The organism is Candidatus Accumulibacter sp. ACC007, from assembly GCF_907163205.1.
Classification (GTDB): Bacteria; Pseudomonadota; Gammaproteobacteria; order Burkholderiales; family Rhodocyclaceae; genus Accumulibacter; species Accumulibacter regalis.
Genome location: NZ_CAJQUD010000001.1, coordinates 1,071,716 through 1,091,076, shown reverse-complemented (window position 1 = coordinate 1,091,076; position 19,361 = coordinate 1,071,716). Strand labels below are relative to the sequence as shown.

The 19,361-nt window shown below is 64.1% G+C and carries 13 protein-coding genes; 6 read left to right on the top strand and 7 right to left on the bottom strand.

The features are described from left to right. Positions 1-11 precede the first annotated feature (11 nt). Together QZ634_RS04625 and QZ634_RS04620 are read right to left on the bottom strand one after the other, a co-directional pair. Positions 12-1,397 carry a GGDEF domain-containing protein gene (locus QZ634_RS04625; RefSeq protein ID WP_291985986.1) on the bottom strand — a complete coding sequence of 462 codons (1,386 nt, stop codon included), beginning with the start codon at positions 1,395-1,397 and terminating at the stop codon, positions 12-14. A 15-nt stretch (positions 1,398-1,412) separates the two neighbouring features. Continuing rightward, entirely contained in the window at positions 1,413-2,102 is a 690-nt protein-coding gene (locus QZ634_RS04620) for a transporter substrate-binding domain-containing protein (protein WP_291985984.1), read from the bottom strand. Between the two features lie 212 nt (positions 2,103-2,314). Between QZ634_RS04620 and QZ634_RS04615 the strand changes: the two genes are divergently transcribed. Further along, a complete protein-coding gene (locus QZ634_RS04615; RefSeq protein WP_291985982.1) occupies positions 2,315-4,864 on the top strand; it encodes an FtsX-like permease family protein in 2,550 nt (849 codons plus the stop codon). A gap of 175 nt (positions 4,865-5,039) precedes the next feature. Further along, positions 5,040-6,086, top strand: coding sequence for a histidine phosphatase family protein (locus QZ634_RS04610; protein WP_291985980.1), 1,047 nt, complete (start codon positions 5,040-5,042; stop codon positions 6,084-6,086). Between the two features lie 95 nt (positions 6,087-6,181). Here the strand turns inward: QZ634_RS04610 and QZ634_RS04605 are convergent, their stop codons facing one another. Together QZ634_RS04605 and QZ634_RS04600 are read right to left on the bottom strand one after the other, a co-directional pair. Further along, the gene (locus QZ634_RS04605; protein ID WP_291985978.1) at positions 6,182-7,354 is read right to left on the bottom strand and encodes a 3-phosphoglycerate dehydrogenase family protein; all 1,173 of its coding nucleotides are present in this window, start codon (positions 7,352-7,354) and stop codon (positions 6,182-6,184) included. 85 nt (positions 7,355-7,439) lie between these two features. Beyond that, complete coding sequence (locus tag QZ634_RS04600; RefSeq protein ID WP_291988005.1) at positions 7,440-8,555, bottom strand: phosphoserine transaminase; 1,116 nt, start codon at positions 8,553-8,555, stop codon at positions 7,440-7,442. Between the two features lie 399 nt (positions 8,556-8,954). Between QZ634_RS04600 and QZ634_RS04595 the strand changes: the two genes are divergently transcribed. The 4 genes from QZ634_RS04595 to QZ634_RS04580 all read left to right on the top strand — a co-directional run bounded on the left by QZ634_RS04595 (position 8,955) and on the right by QZ634_RS04580 (position 15,923). After that, positions 8,955-10,586: an ATP-binding protein gene (locus QZ634_RS04595; protein ID WP_291985976.1), complete on the top strand. Its 1,632-nt coding sequence runs from the start codon at positions 8,955-8,957 to the stop codon at positions 10,584-10,586. Positions 10,587-10,758: 172 nt separating this feature from the next. After that, positions 10,759-11,208, top strand: a complete 450-nt coding sequence (locus tag QZ634_RS04590) for a response regulator (protein ID WP_291985974.1) — start codon at positions 10,759-10,761, stop codon at positions 11,206-11,208. 268 nt (positions 11,209-11,476) lie between these two features. Continuing rightward, positions 11,477-12,799 carry a diguanylate cyclase gene (locus QZ634_RS04585; RefSeq protein ID WP_291985973.1) on the top strand — a complete coding sequence of 441 codons (1,323 nt, stop codon included), beginning with the start codon at positions 11,477-11,479 and terminating at the stop codon, positions 12,797-12,799. Between the two features lies 1 nt (position 12,800). Next, positions 12,801-15,923 carry an EAL domain-containing protein gene (locus QZ634_RS04580; RefSeq protein ID WP_291985971.1) on the top strand — a complete coding sequence of 1,041 codons (3,123 nt, stop codon included), beginning with the start codon at positions 12,801-12,803 and terminating at the stop codon, positions 15,921-15,923. 237 nt (positions 15,924-16,160) lie between these two features. On the opposite strand, the gene QZ634_RS04575 is transcribed toward QZ634_RS04580, so the two are convergent. From QZ634_RS04575 to QZ634_RS04565, 3 genes are read right to left on the bottom strand one after another with little or no spacing between them, the layout of a single operon-like run. After that, complete coding sequence (locus QZ634_RS04575) at positions 16,161-17,150, bottom strand: tyrosine-type recombinase/integrase (protein ID WP_169068653.1); 990 nt, start codon at positions 17,148-17,150, stop codon at positions 16,161-16,163. Further along, entirely contained in the window at positions 17,147-18,058 is a 912-nt protein-coding gene (locus tag QZ634_RS04570) for a tyrosine-type recombinase/integrase (RefSeq protein ID WP_291985968.1), read from the bottom strand. Before QZ634_RS04570 ends, QZ634_RS04575 begins: the two co-directional genes overlap by 4 nt. Then, complete coding sequence (locus tag QZ634_RS04565; protein ID WP_291985965.1) at positions 18,052-19,287, bottom strand: tyrosine-type recombinase/integrase; 1,236 nt, start codon at positions 19,285-19,287, stop codon at positions 18,052-18,054. Before QZ634_RS04565 ends, QZ634_RS04570 begins: the two co-directional genes overlap by 7 nt. Positions 19,288-19,361 lie beyond the last annotated feature (74 nt).

The following is a 19,361-nucleotide window of genomic DNA, read 5'->3' as shown; positions in this document are numbered from 1 at the left end:
CCGCACGCGGATCATTTGCGCCCGCGTTCGTCGGCCGGTGAATCCGGGTCCTTGCCTTGCTCCGGCAGGGGTCTCGCCGTTGTGGCGGAAGCTGCGATGACGACCCGGTTGCGCCCTTCTTCCTTGGCCGCGTAAAGAGCGGTATCGGCACGCCCGAGAGCCGCCTCGAGCGACTCCGTGGAGGCGTCCGCCAGACCGAGACTGAGGGTCAGCTGCAGCCCGCCGCTGCCGTCACCCACGTCGATCGACGCTTCCGCCGCATGTTGACGCAGTCGCTCGGCCAGGCGATGCGCCTCGTCGAGCGTGGTTTCCGTAAACAGGAAGGCGAACTCCTCGCCGCCGTAGCGGCAAACCCAGTCGGACTGCCGCAAGGTGTGGCCAAACAACTCGGCGAGCGACTGCAAGACCCTGTCGCCGACGGCGTGTCCGTGGCCATCGTTGATGCCCTTGAAATTGTCCAGGTCGGCCATGCCGACGCAGATTGGCCGCCCATAGCGGTGAGCGCGTCTGAGCTCGTCCTCGGCGAGGGCCATGAAATGGCGGCGGTTGAACATCCCCGTCAAACTGTCAGTGGTAGCCAGGAAGTGCAGTTGCCGGCGCGCCTCGTCGTTCGCGTGCATGGCCTCACGCAACTGGCCGATAGCCCCTTCGACGGCCCGGATCTCGGCCATCGCGGTCGTCGAGAATGGCGTCAACGCCTGCCCGGAACGCAGTTCGCACAGCGCATCGTCCATTTCCTGCAAGGGGCGAATCAAATGCCGGTGGATGAGGAAGAGGAAGCCGCCCACAAAGAGGGCGACCAACGCCAGAACCAGCGCCAGCTTGACCTGACTGCGCAGCATGGTCGTCGTCATCAGCTGCAGGTCGCCGCTGGCCAGATTGACGCCTTCGGTCGAGATATCGTCGGCCAACAGGCTCAAGCGACTGGACAGTGTTTGCCATTCGGCGTAACGCTGCTCGCTCATGCCCTGGCGCGCGGCCTGGCTGAGAAAAGCGTCAACCTCCCTGGCCAGCGCGGCGACTCTGCTGTCGGCGAGCATCGCCGGGTGGCTGCTCAGCAGGCTGACGATGAACCGGGCCTGTTGGCGCGCGACGGGCGTGCGGCGCGAAAAAACGCGCTCGCCTTCGAGGCGCAGTTGTTCGAGGTTCCGCGCCACGCGAAAGTGTTCCAGCGTGCTCGGGACGGTTCGTTCCAGCAGGCGCTCGGAACTCTCCAGTACCTGGCGCTGGTCGCTCGCCAGCCAGAAAATCTGCGCCAGGAAGGCCACGCCGAAGAACGCGCCAAGCCAGCCAAGAGCCTTTCCTGCAGGCCAGCTGCGCTGCGTCCACTGCGCACGGAGGAATGCTCGCCAGTCCACAGCGAGGGCGCCGCGAAGAGTGCGCAGGAGAGCGGTCAACGGTCGTTTCCTCGACTACTGCAAGCGGAAGGGAAGGTACTCGGTGTTCAGGCGATCGAAGCGCCCATCGCGTTTTATCTGATCGAAGGCGGCGTTGATGTGGTCGCGCAATTGCGGATTTCGCGGATCGATGCTGAAGCCAACGTCACCACTCAACTCAGGCGCTTGCAAGACCGTCGTCTCCAGGCCAAGCGACTGGATCAAGGGGTTGGCGCGCAAGCTCAGGGAGGTGGCCATCGGCAGCAGCACCGCGTTGACCTTGCCTTCGCTGAGCAAGGCAGGGAGCGCAGAGTGATGGTCGACGGCGACGACGTTCCAGCCTTGCGCCCTGGCATAGCGATATTGCGCGCTGCCGGCGACCGCCGCGACACGGGCGCTCGTCGCGCCTGGCTTGACGCCCGGCTGGGAAAACCAGATGCTGTTCGAGCGGTAATACGGTTTCGAGAAGAGAACCCTGGCCTGGCGTGCCGGCGTGGCGAGCAGGCTGACCGCCGCAAAGTCGAACTCACCGGCAGCCACGGCATCGACGACGTTGGCAAGTTCGACAACGGTCAACTCACAGCGGACTTTCATGGCCTCGCACAAGGCGCGCGCCACGCCGACGTTGAAACCCGCTGGCTTGCCGCTTGCGTCGGTGTACGACATCGGTGGGGAGTTGGTCAGGATGGCGACGCGCAGGACGCGTTCACCCGCGTGTGCCAGCACGCCGGCGGCGAGTCCCAGAAGCAGTAAGCAGCACGCCTGGCTAGGTGTCCGGGCCTTCACAGCGCTCCCCGTTGATGTCGCAGAGTGCCAGTCTAACACCGCCGACTGTCCTGATTGCCATGGCCGGCGGCGACAGGCCCTCGGCCATTGACAGTGCGCCAGGCAGCAAGCGAGAGGCGGATGGCTTTTCCTTGTGCCTGGAGCGGTGGATCTTGTACCGTGTCGAAATGAACCTCCGCTCGCTGTTGTCGTTTTCCTGGCGAATGCTGCGCCGCGACGGGCGTGGCGGCGAGTTGCGCCTGCTGGCCGCGGCGCTGGTCATCGCTGTGGCGGCGCTGACCGCCGTCGGCTTCTTCACCGATCGCGTGCGCCAGGCGCTCGAACGCCAGTCGCACCAGTTGCTCGGCGCCGACCTGCTGCTGGTCGCAGATCATCCGTGGCCGGCGGCTTTTGCCGACGAGGTACGCGCGCGCGGCCTGCAGGTGGTCGAGACGCAAACCTTCCCGAGCATGGTCAGTCGTGGCGGGGGAGCCGACATGCGTTCCCAGTTGGCCGAGGTCAAGGCGGTCAGCGCCGGCTATCCCCTGCGCGGCTCGCTGCGCGTTGCACCGGCACTGAACGCTCCCGACGCACCCGCCGACGGCATCCCGGCCAGGGGAACTCTATGGGTCGACGAGCGTCTGGCATCCACGCTGGCAGCGCGTGTCGGCGATCAGATCGCCGTCGGACAATCGTCACTGCGGGTTGCGGCGGTGCTCACCCTGGAACCCGATCGGGGCATCAACTTCTTCAGCGTTGCGCCGCGTTTGCTGATGAACCTCGACGATCTGCCGGCCACCGGCTTGCTGCAGGTCGGCAGCCGCGTTGGCTATCGCCTGCTCCTGGCGGGCGACGCGGCGCTCGTCAAGCGCTATCAGCGTGAGATCGAAGCGCGCCTGGTGCGTGGTCAGCGCCTGGAGGACCCGCAGAACGGCCGCCCGGAGATTCGCATCGCCCTCGACCGGGCGCAGAAATTCCTCGGTCTATCGGCCCTGCTGACGGTCGTTCTGGCAGCGGTGGCGGTGGCGCTCGCTGCCCGGCGCTACGTACAGCGGCATCTCGATCCCTGTGCCGTGATGCGCTGTCTGGGCGCCACGCAGGGGCTTCTCCTGCGTCTCTATCTGGGGCAGTTCGCCGTCCTCGGCCTGCTCGCTGCCGGCGTCGGTTGCGCTATCGGCTATCTGGCGCATTTCGCGCTGCACGCCTGGCTGGCGCAGTTGCTGGCCACGCCGTTGCCGCCACCAGGCCTGTTGCCGGTGGTGCAGGGCGTGGCGGTGGGCATGTTGCTGCTCTTCGGTTTTGCCGTCCCGCCCTTGCTGCAACTGAAGAAAGTACCGACGCTGCGCGTCCTGCGCGGCGAACTGGGCAATCCGCAGGCAGCCTTGCTGGGTGGCTATCTCATCGGTTTTATGGTTCTGACGGGTCTGATGTTCTGGGTTGCCGGCGAAATCGCGCTTGGCGCCTACGTCGTCGCCGCCTTCAGCGCGGCGCTGCTGGTGTTTTCGCTGATTGCCCGCCTGGCGATCCGCCTGGCTGCGGCGGCGCGCGGCGGCACTGGCACCTCTGGTGGCATCGGCTGGCGCTATGGTCTGGCCAGCCTCGAACGGCGGGCGTCGGCCAGCGTCGTGCAGATCGTCGCCCTGGCCCTCGGTTTCATGGCCCTGATCCTGCTGACCGTTACCCGTGGCGATCTGCTCGACGCCTGGCAGAGAGCCGTTCCGCCCGATGCGCCGAACCGTTTCGTGGTCAATATCCAACCCGAACAGGTGGCGCCGGTGCGCGCGGCGCTGGCCGCACGCGGATTGCTGCCAGAACTGGCGCCGATGATTCGCGGGCGTCTGACGACGATCAACGGGGCCCCGGTCAGCGCCGCCGACTACCGCGATGATCGCGCACAACGCCTGATCGAACGCGAGTTCAATCTGTCGATGCGTGCCGACCTGCCCGCGGGCAACCACCTGAGTGGCGGACGCTGGTTCTCGGCGGCCGATCTCGAGGGCAGGGACGAGGCGGCGGCTTCGGTGGAGGATGGTCTGGCGCGAACGCTGGGCCTGTCCGTAGGCGACCGCATCGATTTCGACATTGCTGGCGAGACGGTCAACATGCGCGTGGTTGGCCTGCGCAAGGTCGACTGGGACACGATGCGCGTCAATTTCTTCGTGCTGACGCCGCCGGCAGTTCTGCAAGGCTACCCGGCGAGCTGGATCACCAGTTTTCACCTGCCCGCCGAGAAAGCGGATCTGGTCAACCAGTTGCTGGCCGAGTTTCCCAATCTGACGGTCATCGACGTCGCCGCCATCCTGCGCCAGCTGAAGTCGATCATGGATCAGGTGGCGCAGGCGGTGCAGTTCATTTTCCTGTTCACGCTCGCTGCCGGCGTCGTTGTGCTCTACGCCGCCCTGGCCTCGGCAGCACAGGAGCGGCGCTACGAACTGGCGGTGATGCGTGCCCTGGGTGCCCGTCGGGAACAGCTGAGGCGCGCCTTGCTGGCCGAGTTTGCAGCGATTGGCGCGCTGTCCGGTCTGATTGCCTCGCTGGGAGCCATTGCCATCGGGCAGTTTCTGGCCCGCGAGGCATTCCAGTTCGAGGTGGCGATCAATTTCTGGCTACCGTTGGCGGCCATTGTCGGCGGCGCGGCCCTGGTCACCGGCGCCGGCTGGTTTGCCGCCTCGCGACTGCTGCAGAGCGCGCCGCTGGAAACGCTGCGCGCCGGAAGCGCGTGAGCCTGCCGGCAGCTGACCACGCCCAGCCACACGCCGCCGCCACGCTTCGCCCCTGCGGAGCGGCGGCGCCTTCCGTTATCATTGCTGTTCCACCGGCGCCACCGCGTGGTGCTTTTCGGGGTTGGCTTTGCAGCCCATTTGTTCACCAATCGCTGCGCGCAGAAGGAGTTTGAGAATGAAGGGCAAGACATTACTGGTGTTGCGGCATGGAAAATCGGACTGGACCACCGGCGAGGACGACTTTGATCGCCCACTGGTCAGCCGCGGTCGTCTCGGTAGCCGCAAGATGGGCGCCTGGATCAGGCACCGCAAGCTGCGTCCGGATGTCGTCCTCAGCTCGCCAGCCGAGCGCGCCCGGGCGACGACCGAGGCGGCTTGTGAGGCAATGGGACTGTCGCTGAAGAAGGTGCGCTGGGACGAGCGCATCTATGCCGCACCGGCCGAGTTCCTGCTCGCGGCGCTGGCTGATTGCCCGCAGGGCGCCGAGCGAGTGATGCTGGTCGGACACAATCCCGGCCTGGAGGATCTGCTTGCCTACCTGTCCGACGGCGAACTCGAAATCCCCGACGACGGCAAGGTCCTGCCGACCTCGGCGCTGGCGCATCTGGAGGTGTTCGCCGATTGGCCGAAGCTGGCGCGCGGCTGCGCGACGCTGGTCTCGGTGACCCGACCCGGCGAGGTCCCCGACGAGCTGCCCGACGAAAGGGACGCCAGGGACGCCAGGGACGAAAAGGACGAAAAGGACGAAAAGGACGAAAAGGGCAAGGCGAATGCCGGCAGCCAGGACGACGAACGCGGACCGGTTCCGGATCATTTCTATACGCAGTCGGGGGTTCTGCCTTATCGCCTGGTCGACGGCAAGTTGCAGATCATGCTCATTGCCTCGCGCAAGGCCACGCGCTGGGTGATTCCGAAAGGGGTCAAGGAACCCGAGCTGTCGCTACGCGATTCGGCCGACAAGGAGGCCCTGGAGGAGGCGGGCATTCGTGGCCAGCTCGACGACGAGCCGATGGGTGATTACGACTACAAGAAGTGGGGTGGCGTGTGCACTGTCGCGGTCTTCCCGATGGCGGTCAGTGAAAGCGTTCCCGAAGACGAGTGGGAGGAGAGTCACCGCGAGCGGCGCTGGCTGGACGTGAAGAAGGCCAAGCGCCTGATCGCCGAACCGGCTTTGCGAAAACTCGTTGATGCGCTGGAAAAGAGGCTGGCCAAGGGGCTCTGAGGACGCGCTGAACCGTCCCCGATCGTCAGCGCCGGGAGGGCGCGCCGGGAGGTGAGCGTGGGTACCCGCCGGCGCGCTGCCGGCGGGTCTTGCGATCAGATCACGCGCACCCGAATCACGTGCTCGACCGCGCCGATGGCGCGGGCCACGTCGTCGCCTGGTGGCGTTTCGACGTCCACGATGTTGAACGCGAGTTCGGCGCGGCTCTTGTTCATCATGTCTACCACGTTGACCTTGTTCTCGGCGAGCACCGAGAGCACCTGGCCAAGCACGCCGGAAACATTGTCGTTGGAGAAGACGATACGCGAGGTGCCCGGGCTGCGCTCCATGCTGATCGTCGGGAAGTTGACCGAGTTCACGATGTTGCCGTTCTCCAGGTAGTCGACCAGCTGATCGGCGGCCATCACCGCGCAGTTTTCCTCGGATTCTTCAGTGCTCGCACCGATATGCGGCATGGCAATGATCTGCGGGTGAGCGAGCAGACAGGGTTCGGGGAAGTCGCAGACATACTTGCCCAGCCTGCCGGCAGCGAGACTCTGCAGGACGGCGGCCGAGTCGACGATCGTGTCGCGAGCGAAGTTGAGCAGGACGGCGCCGGACTTGATCGCCGCCAGGGTGTCGTTGTTGATCATGTGCCGGGTGCCCTCGACTGCCGGCACGTGCATCGACACGTAGTCGGAACGCGCCAGCAGCGACTGCAGGTTCTCCATCCGGCTGACTTCGTTGGACAGGCGCCAGGCGGCGTCGATCGACAACACCGGGTCGAAGCCGACCACTTTCATGCCCATGGCCAGCGCCATTTCGGCGACCATCGAGCCGATCGCCCCGAGGCCGACGATGCCCAGCGTCTTGCCCTTGAGCTCGTTGCCGGCGAAGCGCGATTTTTCCTTTTCGACGCGCGGCGACATTTCCGCCGGATCCTTGAGGTCGCCGAGCGATTGCACGAAGTTCATGCTGTCGACGATGGCCCGCGAGCTCAGCAGCATGCCGGCCATGACCAGTTCCTTGACCGCGTTGGCATTCGCCCCCGGGGTGTTGAAAACGACGATACCCAGCTTGCCGTACTCGGCGACCGGCACGTTGTTGACCCCGGCGCCGGCGCGGGCGACTGCCAGCAGCGACTGTGGCACCTCGATTCCCTGCAGCTTCTGGCTGCGCAGGAGGAAGGCGTCGGGATGAGCGATGTCGCTGCCGACTTCGTACGCCTGACGCGGGAAACGATCGAGACCGCTGAGCGCGATCTTGTTGTAGGTTCTGACCTTGTACATGAAAGTGTCGCTCAAATTGAGAGGTTGTGTGATGACGCTGAATGCCTTGCCAGCCAGCGCCTTGCCTGCTGCAGTGCTCGGCGACTCACGCCGCCACCTGCGCATAGGCCCAGGCCAGCCACGGCATCAGCGCCTGCACATCGGCGGTGTCGACGGTGGTGCCGCACCAGATGCGAATTCCTGCCGGCGCGTCCTTGTACGAGCCGATGTCGAAGGCAACGCCTTCGCTGTCGAGTAGCTTGACCAGTTTCTTGACGCGCTCGGCGTCGAGTTCAAGACTCAGGCAGACGCTGGTGTTGGAGCGCGTCGCCGGATCACTGGCGAGGAAGGAAATCCAGTCATGGGCGGCGACGAAATCGGCGATCACCGCCAGGTTGGCTTCGCTGCGCGCAATCGCCGCCTTGACGCCACCGATGCTCTCGATCCACTGCAAGGCGTCGAGGTAGTCGGCGACACAGAGCATCGATGGCGTATTGATCGTCTCGCCGCGAAAAATACCTTCGTTGAGCTTGCCGCCGGAGGTCAGGCGGAAAACCTTGGGCATTGGCCATGGCGGGGTGTACGACTCAAGGCGGGCGACGGCGCGCGGGCTCAGGATCAGCATGCCGTGGGCGCCTTCGCCGCCGAGGACCTTCTGCCACGAGAAGGTCACCACGTCGAGCTTGTCCCACGGCAGGTCCATGGCGAAGACGGCCGAGGTTGCGTCGCAGATCGTCAAGCCGGCGCGGTCCGCCGGAATCCAGTCGCCATTCGGTACCTTGACGCCCGAGGTCGTGCCGTTCCACGTGAACACCACGTCGTTGGCGAAGTTGACCTGCGCCAGGTCGACGATATCGCCATAGTCGGCCTTGAGCGCATTCACATCGGCAAGCTTCAGCTGCTTGACGATATCGGTGACCCAACCCGAACCGAAGGACTCCCAGGCCAGGACGTCGACGCCACGCGCGCCAAGCAGCGACCACATGGCCATCTCGACGGCGCCGGTATCCGATCCCGGGACGACGCCGACACGGTAGCCCGCGGGCAGACCGAGGATGCGCGCCGTCTCCGAGCAGGCCAGCGCGAGCACCTTCTTGCCGAGCGCCGAGCGGTGCGAGCGACCGAGGGTGTCGAGCTGCAGAGCGTTGAGGTCATGACCGGGTCGTTTGCTGCACGGTCCCGACGAGAAATTGGGGTTGTTGGGTTTTGCTGTGGGTTGCATCATTGCCTCTGTCGGGGAGAAGGAAACCGCTGATCACGGGCTTGGCCAAGCGCTGCCAGCCAGCGTCGAAGAAGAGCGGGATTGTAGCAGAGTGTCTTTTTGCCGGCAGCAGGCGAGCGCTGCATGCAGGAGTCGCCGAGGTAGTTCGTGCTGCCGCTGCAGGCCGCGCTTGCGGCGAGCTTTCAGCACCCGCCTCGGCTCCGGGAGCCTTGACTTCCGACTTTTGCCTGACAGGTCTAAAGAAATCGGCGCTGCTGTCGTAATAGTCTGTTATCAGCCTCGGCCGAGGCGGTGTGAGCGATGGCGCTCGGCGAACCGGGATCCGTTCTGCGCTCGATGCGCGCTTGTCGCGGTGGCGGTTCATGGCATCCGAAAGGATTTTGCACAGGAGTTCTCGTTATGCCCGAGTTGATCGACGATGCCAACTTGCTTGCCGGCTTGTCCGCCGCGGCGTCGGTCGACGTGGAATTCGCCAACGACCCCTGGAAGGTTCTGCTGGTCGACGACGAGCCCGACGTGCACCACGTTCTTCGCCTGGCCTTGCACGAGTTGCACATCGACGGGCGAGGGCTGCGGCTCATCGATGCTTTTTCGGCCGAACAGGCGAAGCACGAGCTTGCCGCCCATCCGGACATCGCCCTGATCCTGCTCGACGTGGTCATGGAAACCGACCGCGCGGGCCTCGACCTGGTGCGTCATATTCGCGACGAGCTGGCGCGGCGTACCGTGCAGATCGTCCTGATCACCGGGCAACCGGGCTACGCGCCACAGCGACAGGTGGTCAGCGACTACCAGATCGACGGCTACCTGCTCAAGTCGGAGTTGAGCGCCGAGCGGGTCTTCGTCGCGGTGCACTCGGCCATCCGCACCTATCGGCTGATGCGCGAGCAGGAAAGCCTGCAGGCCGACCTGCAGCAGAAGGTGCGCGAGTTGGACCAGACGCTGGTCGTTCTCCGCGAGAGCGAGGACAAGCTGATCCGCGCCCAGTCGGTCGCCCATGTGGGCAGCTGGACCTACGAGCTGGCCAGCGACGAAATGCGCCTGTCGGCGGAAACCTGCCGCATCTTTGGCCTGCCTGCAGGCACGCGGGGCAGTTACCGCAGTTACCTGGAGCGCGTCTGCGCCGACGACCGCCAGGCGGTCGAGGAGGTCTGGCGAGCGGCACTCGCCGATGGCTCGGTTTTCCAGCACGAACATCGGATCATTGTCGGCGAGACGCTGCGCCATGTCCGTCAGCAAGCGGATCTGACCCGCGCCGCCGATGGCACGCCGCTGCGCTGCCTGGGGACGACCCAGGACATCACCGAACGCAAGCAGGCGGAGCAGGAGCTGAAACGCTCGAACGCCGAACTGGAGCAGTTCAGCTACGCCATTTCGCACGATCTCCGGCAGCCTTTGCGAATGGTCGCCAGTTACCTGCAATTGCTCGGCATCAGTCTTGCCGAGCAATTGGACGACGAGCAGCGCGAGCACTTCAAGTTCGCCATCGAAGGTGCCCGCCGTCTCGATCAAATGCTCGTTGCGCTGCTCGAGTATTCGCGGGTCGGTCGCCACGGCGAGCCGCCCACCTGGCTGGAAACCCGGGCCATCGTCGACGAGGCACTGCTCTTCCTGCAGCCGGCGATCGCCGAGGCGCAGGCTAAAATCAGCGTCCGTGGCCAATGGCCACGCGCCTGGGTGCGCCCCGACGAAATCCTGCGCCTGCTGCAGAACCTGATCGCCAACGCGGCCAAATTCCGCGTCGCCGGGCGACGCCCGGAGATCCGGGTGGCCAGCCGGGTTGCGCGCGCGCAGTGGCGCCTGACGGTTAGCGACAACGGGGTGGGCATCAACCGCGGGCAGATCGGCCGTCTTTTTCAGGTGTTCCAGCGCTTGCAGAGCCGCGCCAGCTATGAGGGCAGCGGCGTCGGCCTGGCGCTGTGTCGCAAGATAGCCGAGCATCATGGTGGAAGCATCTGGGCCGAGTCGCCCGGAGAGGGGCAGGGCAGCCGCTTCTGTGTGTCACTGCCGCTGCCACGGGAAAGCGTTTGACGATGCCCACGGACGCGCCCGCGGCTGTCCGTTGCGCCGCCGATCCGGGCACGCCCGGCTGGAGCGCGGCGTTTTGCCGGTCGGCCTCGGCGGCAGCCACGCCGCGGTCGAAGAGCCTGCTCGGGCCTGCTGCGTGCTTCGCGAGCTGCCAGCCTGCTCGCCGGGAACGACGATGATCGGCAAACGCCTGTCGCCCTTTGTTATTCTGCTCGCCGACGATGAGCCGGCTGACGCGCACCTGGTCAAGTGGGCATTGACCGAAAACCGCCTTCACGTCGAACTGCAGCACGTCCTCGATGGTCGCGAGGCGCTGGAGTATCTGCAGCGGGAAGGTCGGCGCTTTGCCATGGCCGCGCGTCCCGACCTGATCCTGATCGATCTGAACATGCCGCGCATGGACGGCCGCGAGTTTCTCGCCGTGGTCAAGGGCGATCCGGCCCTGTGTGACATTCCGGTCGTCGTCCTGAGTACCTCGGAAGTCGATCGTGACGTACGCGACAGCTACCGCCTCGGTGCTTCCGGCTATATCACCAAGGCGCTGGATGTCAATGAATTCATCGTCGAGATCCGTCAACTGAGCGAGTATTGGATCTCTCTGGTAAGGTTGCCCGAGAATCGATGAGCGAGGAGATCCGTGAGCAAACCCGCGCGAAACGCTGCGATCAAGGCATTGGGTTGATCTTGCGCCTGACGCGGATGGCAGCGATGCGCGACAGAGGGAAAGTGCTGGTATTGTTCCGGGGGAACCGCCTTGATGGCGCGACAAGAGCCACCGAAATCCGCGCCGAACGCGTCGGCGGGAGCAGGCCAGGCACCCGGGCGTGCGGCGTGCCTGGCCTGGTGTTCGCGTCGGCCGGCGGTGGTCGGCAAGGGAGAGACGGGGGTAGCGCATGAAGAAGTCGACCCGCAGGCGGATTTCGATCCTGGTGATCGAGGACGACCCCGGTGATCTGGGCCTGATTCAAAGCAATGTTCGTCTTGCCGGCCTGAAGCGCATTGGCGAAGACGATCCGGTGATCTGGGCGTCAACGCTCGCCGACGGGATTGCGGCCGCTGCGTTCAACAAGCCCGACGTGGTGCTGCTCGATTTGTCGCTGCCGGATTCCGCCGGAATCACCACCGTGGAACGTATGCGTTCCGCCGCGCCGGCGGTGCCGATCATCGTTCTCACCGGTCAGGATGACCACCAACTCGCCGAAGCGGCTTTGCAGGCAGGCGCGCAGGATTATTTGGCCAAGGGACAGTTGTTCCAGCACGATGCGCTGGGGCGAGCGATACGGCATGCGCTGGTCCGCCAGAAGCTCGAATCACGCCTGCACCTGCTCGATGCGGCACTCAACGCCGTGGCCAGCGGCATCGTGATCACCGATCTGTCGGCAGCGATCGAATGGGCCAATCCGGCGTTCACGCAAATCACCGGCTTTGCGACCTCCGAAGTCGTCGGTCACAACCCCGGCGAAATGCTCAATTCCGGGAAGCAGGACGGGCACTTCTACGAGGGCATGTGGCAGACCATTCTGGCCGGGCGGGTTTGGACCGGAGAGCTGGTCAACCGGCGTAAGAACGGCAGCCTTTTTGACGCGGCGCTGACCATTTCCCCGGTCACCGGCGGCGACGGAAGTATTCGACACTTTGTCGCCATCATGCAGGATATCTCCGAACGCAAGGCCACCGACGAGCGCGTCCAGCACCTCGCCCACCACGACCAGCTGACCGACCTGCCCAATCGCATGCTGCTCAGCGACCGCTTGTTCCAGGCGCTGGCACAGGTGCGCAGGGAGCAGGGGACGCTGGCAGTGATGTTCCTCGATCTGGACGACTTCAAGCCGGTCAACGACACCCTCGGGCATGATGTCGGCGACCTTTTGCTCAAGGAGGTCGCGCTCCGTTTGCGCGGCTGTGCGCCGAGGAGTTCGGACACCGTCGCGCGCGTCGGCGGCGACGAATTCGTGATTCTGCTGGCGCAGATCGACAAGGCCGCCGATGCGGCAGTCGTCGCCCGCAAGGTCCTGACTGCCGTCAAGCGTCCCTTCGCCATCGGTCCGCACCGCATCGACATCTCGACGAGCATCGGAATCGCCGTCTATCCGGAGCACGGCGAAGACGTCAGTCGGTTGTTGAAGAACGCCGACACGGCGATGTATCACGCCAAGAAGGCCGGCCGCAGCTGCTACCGTTTCTTCAGGGAACTCGCAGAAACGACGAGGGCCTAGCTTGGTAGATACGCAGCGACCGCCGGAAGGCCCCGACAATCGCCCGGCGGCATCGGCGATGGACGGAGAAGGGCAAGGCCCACCCGTGCTTGGCGAGCCCTCCTCACGCTTGCTCGAACAAGGCGCCGAGCAGCCACAGAGCTGGCTCCCTTCGCGACGCTTCCTCAAGTACACCGCCTGGTCCATTCTCGTTGCCGGGGCATGCGTTCTGCTGACCATGCTGCTGATCATCCCGGAACAGCCGTGGCGGGCGGTCGGGCCGGTCGTCATCGTGCTGCTGGCAACGAGCGCCTTGCGCCTGCTCGCTGGTGGCCGGGTGCGTACGGCGCTGGCGGTATTGGTTTGGGGGCTGTGGTTGGCCGTGACCAGCCTGTCACCGTTCTTCGGCGGCGTGCGGGCGCTGCTGATCATCGCCTACCCGCTGCTGATTCTCATGGGCGGCTGGCTGCTGGGCAGGCGCACGGCACTCCTGCTCGCCGCGCTGACCGTGGCCGCGATAACCGGCTTCGTGGCGGCTGAGCTTTCGGCCCTGCTGCCGCCGCAACCGCCAACGCCGGCCATGCTCTACGGCCTCGTGCAAATCGTCTGTGTCGTCGTCGCGCTGCTGCTGATCACTTTCCTGACCCGCTCGCATCGGCAGCACATCGATGACGTGCGCCGATTGGGCAGCGCTCTCGCGCAGCGCACCGCCGAAGTGCAGGCCAGCGCAGCCGAGCTCGAGCGCGCGCAGGCGGTCGCTCGTGTCGGCAGCTGGGTCGTCGACCTGGCCAGCGGACAGAGTCGCATGTCGGCCGAGACCTGCCGGATCTTTGCCCTTCCCGAAGGCAGCACCGGCAGCATCGCCGGCTTCATGGCCCTGGTGCATCGGGATGATCGTCAGGCGCTCAAGCAAGCCAGCGACATGGCGCTGGCGGGAAAGCCCCTGGCCGTCGAACTGCGCGTCGTCATCGGCGGCGTGGTGCGCTGGATCGCGCAGCGGGCCGAAGTCGAGTTCGACGACTCGGGCCGACCGCTGCGCGCTGTCGGTACGACCCAGGAGATCAGCGAACGCAAGAAACTCGAAGCCAGCCTGCGCGAGCAACGCGAGTTCTTCCGACTGATCTCTGAAAGCATCGGCGAACACATCGCCGTCCTCGATCTCGAAGGACGGCGGCTCTACAACAGTCCTTCGTATCGGCAGTTCTTTGGCCGGAGCAGAGACCTGCAGGGCAGCGATTCGTTTGCTGACGTGCATGCGGAGGATCGCCAGCGGGTGATCGAAGCGTTCAGGCAGACGGCGCAAACCGGCGTCGGTCAGGAACTGCAGTACCGCCTGGTGCGACACGACGGCAGCGTCCGGCACATGGCGTCGACGGGAAAAGTGATCAACGACAAGAGCGGTCAGGTGATGCGTGTGCTTGTCGTCTCGCACGACGTGACCGACAAGAAGCAGGCCGAGCAGTGGGAACGCATCGCTGCGACGGCCTTCGAGTCGCAGCAGGGAATGTTCATTACCGACGCCAAGGGCGTCATTCTGCGCGTGAACAAAGCGTTCACCGAGATCACTGGCTACTCCTCTGCCGACTGTGTCGGTCGGACGCCGAAGCTGCTCAGTTCGGGCCGCCACGACGCCACGTTCTATTCGGCGATGCGCGAGACACTCCAGCGCACGGGAACCTGGCAGGGCGAGATCTGGAACCGGCGCAAGAATGGCGAGATCTACCCCGAATGGCTGACCATTTCCGCGGTCCGGGACGGCGACGAAAACGTGACCAACTACGTGTCGACGCTGACCGACATCACCATGCGCAAGCAGGCGCAGGAAGAAATTCGCCATCTGGCTTTTTACGACGCGCTGACCGGCCTGCCCAACCGCCGCCTGCTGCACGACCGTCTGCGCCTGGCGTTGGTGGCGAGTACGCGCAGAGACCGACAGGGTGCCTTGCTGTTCATCGATCTCGACAATTTCAAGACGCTCAACGATACCCTCGGACACGACATGGGCGACCGTCTGCTGAAACAGGTCGGCAAGCGGCTGTTGGCCTGCGTTCGCGAACGCGATACGGTTGCCCGCCTCGGCGGCGACGAGTTCGTGGTCATGCTTGAGGACCTCGCCCGGCAGCCGCAGGAAGCGGCTAGCCAGAGTCGCAGCATCGGCGAGAAGATCCTCGCCGCACTCAATCGCCCCTACGATCTGGACGGGCACGAGTATCACAATACGCCAAGCGTCGGCATCACCCTGTTCGGGGGCAGTCACGAAGGCATCGACGAACTGATGAAGCGCGCGGACCTGGCGATGTACGAAGCCAAGGCCATGGGCCGCAATACCCTGCGTTTCTTCGACCCGCACATGCAGGCGGTGGTGACCGCTCGCGCCAGCCTCGAGAAGGACCTGCGCGAAGCTTTGCAGAGGGGTCAATTGCGTCTTTTCTACCAGCCGCAGGTGGACGCCGCCGGTGTGGTCATCGGCGCCGAAGCGCTCGTCCGCTGGCAGCATCCAAAGCGCGGCTTCGTCTCGCCGGCCGAGTTCATTCCTCTCGCCGAGGAAACCGGTCTGATCCTGCCGCTGGGGCTGTGGGTGCTGGAAACCGCCTGTGCGCAGCTGGCCGTCTGGGCGGAGCCGGGAAGGAGGCGATTTACCGTTTCGGTCAATGTCAGTGCGCGGCAGTTCCGGCAGCCGAACTTCGTCGACCAGGTGCTCGCCGTTCTGGCCAGCAGCGGTGCGGATCCACAACGCCTGAAGCTCGAGCTGACCGAGAGCATGTTGCTCGACAACGTGCAGGAAATGATCGACCGGATGGGTACGCTCAAGGATCACGGCGTCGGCTTTTCTCTGGACGATTTCGGTACCGGCTATTCTTCGCTGTCGTATCTCAAGCGCCTGCCGCTCGATCAATTGAAGATCGACCAGTCCTTTGTGCGCGATCTGCTCACCGATCCCAATGACGAAGTGATCGCGCGCACGATCATCGCCCTGGCCAGCACGCTTGGCCTGTCGGTGATCGCCGAGGGGGTCGAAACCGCCGCGCAGCGTGACGCCCTGGCGGCGCAGGGCTGCCATGCCTACCAGGGCTACCTGTTCAGCCGGCCGCTGCCGGTCGCCGATTTCGATGCTTTCCTGGCGGGCTCCCGAGAAAACGGATAGCGATGAACGACCGGCCGGGTGGCGGGGAGCTGGCGGTCGGAATTCTCTGCGCCACGCGGTCGGCGGTGTTTTTTTGCCCGACTCATCGGGCGCAGGGCAAGCTGGGGTTGTAAGCCGGAACCGCCGAATATGTAGTGCACCGCATATTCGGCGATATGCAGAGTCCAGGAATATGCAGAATTGCAGGCGTGGGAGCCTTGTGCTGACGGCCATGTCGGCTCCCATCGCTCAGCATATTCAAGCGCCCCGCAGCGAGGCGATCAGTTTGTCTGGCGCCCGGAACCGTCCTTTTTTTAGTGAGAGCGGCACAACGGCGCTCATTGCATCCAGCTTTTCTGTTGGGTCCGCCCGCAAGTAAATTTCGGTCGTCTGGATGTCTGCATGGCCGAGCCAGAGCGAGACTTTGCGGATATCCCCCGTTGCCTGCAACACCATCATCGCGGCGCTGTGCCTCAGGCTGTGCGGCGAGATGTGCCGTTGCTTAAGCACGGGATATCGTTCGGCGGCCGTCTGAACGTATTTGTTGAGAATGTACTCGAAGCCGGATCGAGTTAGCGGCTGGCCGCGCGCATTAACGAACAACTCCGTCGCCGGCGCCGGACCGCGCACCGCCAACCACGCGCGCAAATCCACGCAAGTCTGCTTCCAGAGTGGGAGCAAACGTTCCCGACGGCCCTTGCCCATGATCCGCACATTGGGCGATGGTTGCCACTCGATCGCATTTATCGGCAGGTTGACCAGTTCCGAAACGCGCAACCCGGCGGAGAAGCATAGGTGGAGCATAGCGCGGTCGCGGATGCCGTCGTGGCGCTGGAGATCCGGCGCATTGAGAACGGTCTGCATCTCATCCATCGACAAATAACTGATCAAGTGGGAATCGGTGCGCTTCGCCGGGATCGCCAAAATGCGCCGGCTTTGTTCCAGCAGCGCCGGCACGCGATGCTCGATAAAGCGCATGAAGGACTTGATCGCCACCAAGCGGGCGTTACGCGTGCGCGGGCCATTGTGGCGCTCGGTTTCAAGGTGTTGCAGGAAGTCCATCACCAATTTGGCGTCGATCTGCTCAAGACTTAGCGCCGATGGCGTAAGCCGCAGTCGCTTGCCGGCAAACTCGAACAGCAACTGGAAGGCGTAGGCATAGCTGTCGCAGGTGTGCTCGCTCGCGCCACGTTGCAGGGGAAGGCGTTCGCGCAAGAAGGCGGTGATATGGGGGGCGATCGGTGTCATGGCGTTTGCTCCTCGAACAAGCGCTCGCATACGTCGACGATATCCTCCATCAATCGTGGCGAGCTTTCCAAATACCAGTACGTGCTGCTTGGGACTGCGTGACCAAGGTAGGTCATCAGTGCCAGCATGTGGCTCCCAATGTGGTCGCGAGCATGCGGGCAAGCTATCAGCGCATTCGACGCAAAGGTGTGACGAAAATCGATCAGCCGGGGCCTCGGCTGCCCTGCTTGGCGGGGAAGACCGCAGGCTGACAGGAGTTTGTGGAATGTCGGATACACTGCGTCGAGACTCAATGGACCGAGCTGTGTCGAGAGGAACATATGGTCATCATTGGTGGCAACTCGGCGGCGTTCGACCAGATATCGCTCCAGTGCCGCCTGGGTCGTCGAGTGCAACGGCACCAGCCGACTTTTTTTAAACTTCGTGTTGCGGATCACCAAGCCGTCAGCGGAAATGTCCTGGAAATGGAGGCTGATGGCTTCGGAAATACGCAGCCCGGTCGCGGCCAGCAGGCCAATCAAGGTGCTGTAGGTCTGCGCCCGTAGCGTCCCTGGCGGACCAAGGTGCAGCGCTTGCGCCATCAGCGCCTGGATTTCGTTCTCGGTATACAGATAGGGGGTTGGCCGCTGCCGCCGCGCACAATACACGCCCTGCGGCGGGATCTCGTGGCGACCATCGGTAGCATGAGCAAACCGCGCAAAGCGGATGACCATCTTCAAACGGTTGCTGCGTTGCGATTCCGACCGCCCTTGCCCTGCCCAGGCGATGGCCGTCGCGGCGACTATGACGGTGTCTCCTTGCGCACTGGCGAAGCGGACAAAGCCTCGGAGGCGGTGTTCGTCATCGACGAGAGCGAAACCGGCCGCGTGGCGAACAGCCAAATAGGTATCAAGCGCGTCCTTTAGCATGATGTCGCTCCCGGCCACGGCCTGATGACTTGCTGCAATAGTCCGATGTCGACTTTGGCGTACAAGGCGGTGGTGTCGATGCTGCGGTGGCGCAATACTTCGCCAATGACCTGGAGCGAAGCGCCTTGGCGGAGCAACCCGGTTGCCGCCGAATGGCGGAAAATATGGGAACCGAACGACAGCGCCTCGACACCGGCACGCCGGATGGCACGCGTAGCGACATGCTTGACCACGTTTCGGGTGATCGGCTCCCATGGAGCGACAGCGGTGATAAAAACGTAGACGTCGTTTACCGAGGGACGCGCTTGCCGCAAATAGTTCAAGATGGCGTCACCGACGTCCTGAGGCAAAGGCAGTTTGGCCTCATGCCGACTCTTGCCGATGACGGTAAACGTGCCGTGCAACCAATCGATATCGTCGAACTTCAACGAGGCGACGTCGCTGGCGCGCAGGCCGAGTCGTGCCAACAGCAGAAGGATGGCTTTGTCGCGGATATCGATAGGCCTTGCGCCATTGCATGCCTCCAGAACACGCTCTACGTCGGCCGGCGGCAAATAGCGGGGCAAGCTCGCCAAGCGCCATTCGGCAATGGTCGGAATGGCGGCGTCGAGGCCCGGCTGACAACGTTCAGTGGCGATCAAAAACCGAAGAAACATGCGAGCGGCTTTTACACGGGTTTGTGCAACAGCGCGGCCGTTGCGCTTGGCGTAAGTCAGAATGAAGCCGTGGAGCTTGGTGGCATTGAACTGCTCTGGTTGCGGGTCCAGCGAAGAGAGCAGGTCCATGACGTGCTGGCGATAGGTGATCAGCGTCGAGGGTTTGACGCCACGGTGAATTTGCATCCAGTGCTCGAATGCGGCCACCAGTTCCGGCGGAGCTAGCGCCGCCTTGGTAGCGACGATGCCTTGCTGGGCGCGAAGAAACTCCGTGAACTGTTTCGCGCCGCGCCAGTAGATCGAATGCTGTCCCTTCGTGCCATGCAGCCGACCCTGCTTGGCCAAATGATCGCAGAAGGTATTCCAAACACCTTCGTGCAAGGAAGTCAGGTCACCACCGGCCACCTGCATCCAGTTGGCGAAGCCGACCGCCCCAAGGAGAAGATGCCGGATGGCGTCTTTGCAATAACCCCGTTTCACCAACCAGTCAGTGAAAGGGTCTAGATAGGGACCGACAGGTCCCGCATAATACCCCGCGCGCGTTGCCGAGCGCGTGAAACAGGTCGTAAGCATACTGTCCTCCTTTGGCTAACCAACCGTTCAAGGACGACAGTAATATGCCGAGAAAACCGGCAAAAGAAACCGCT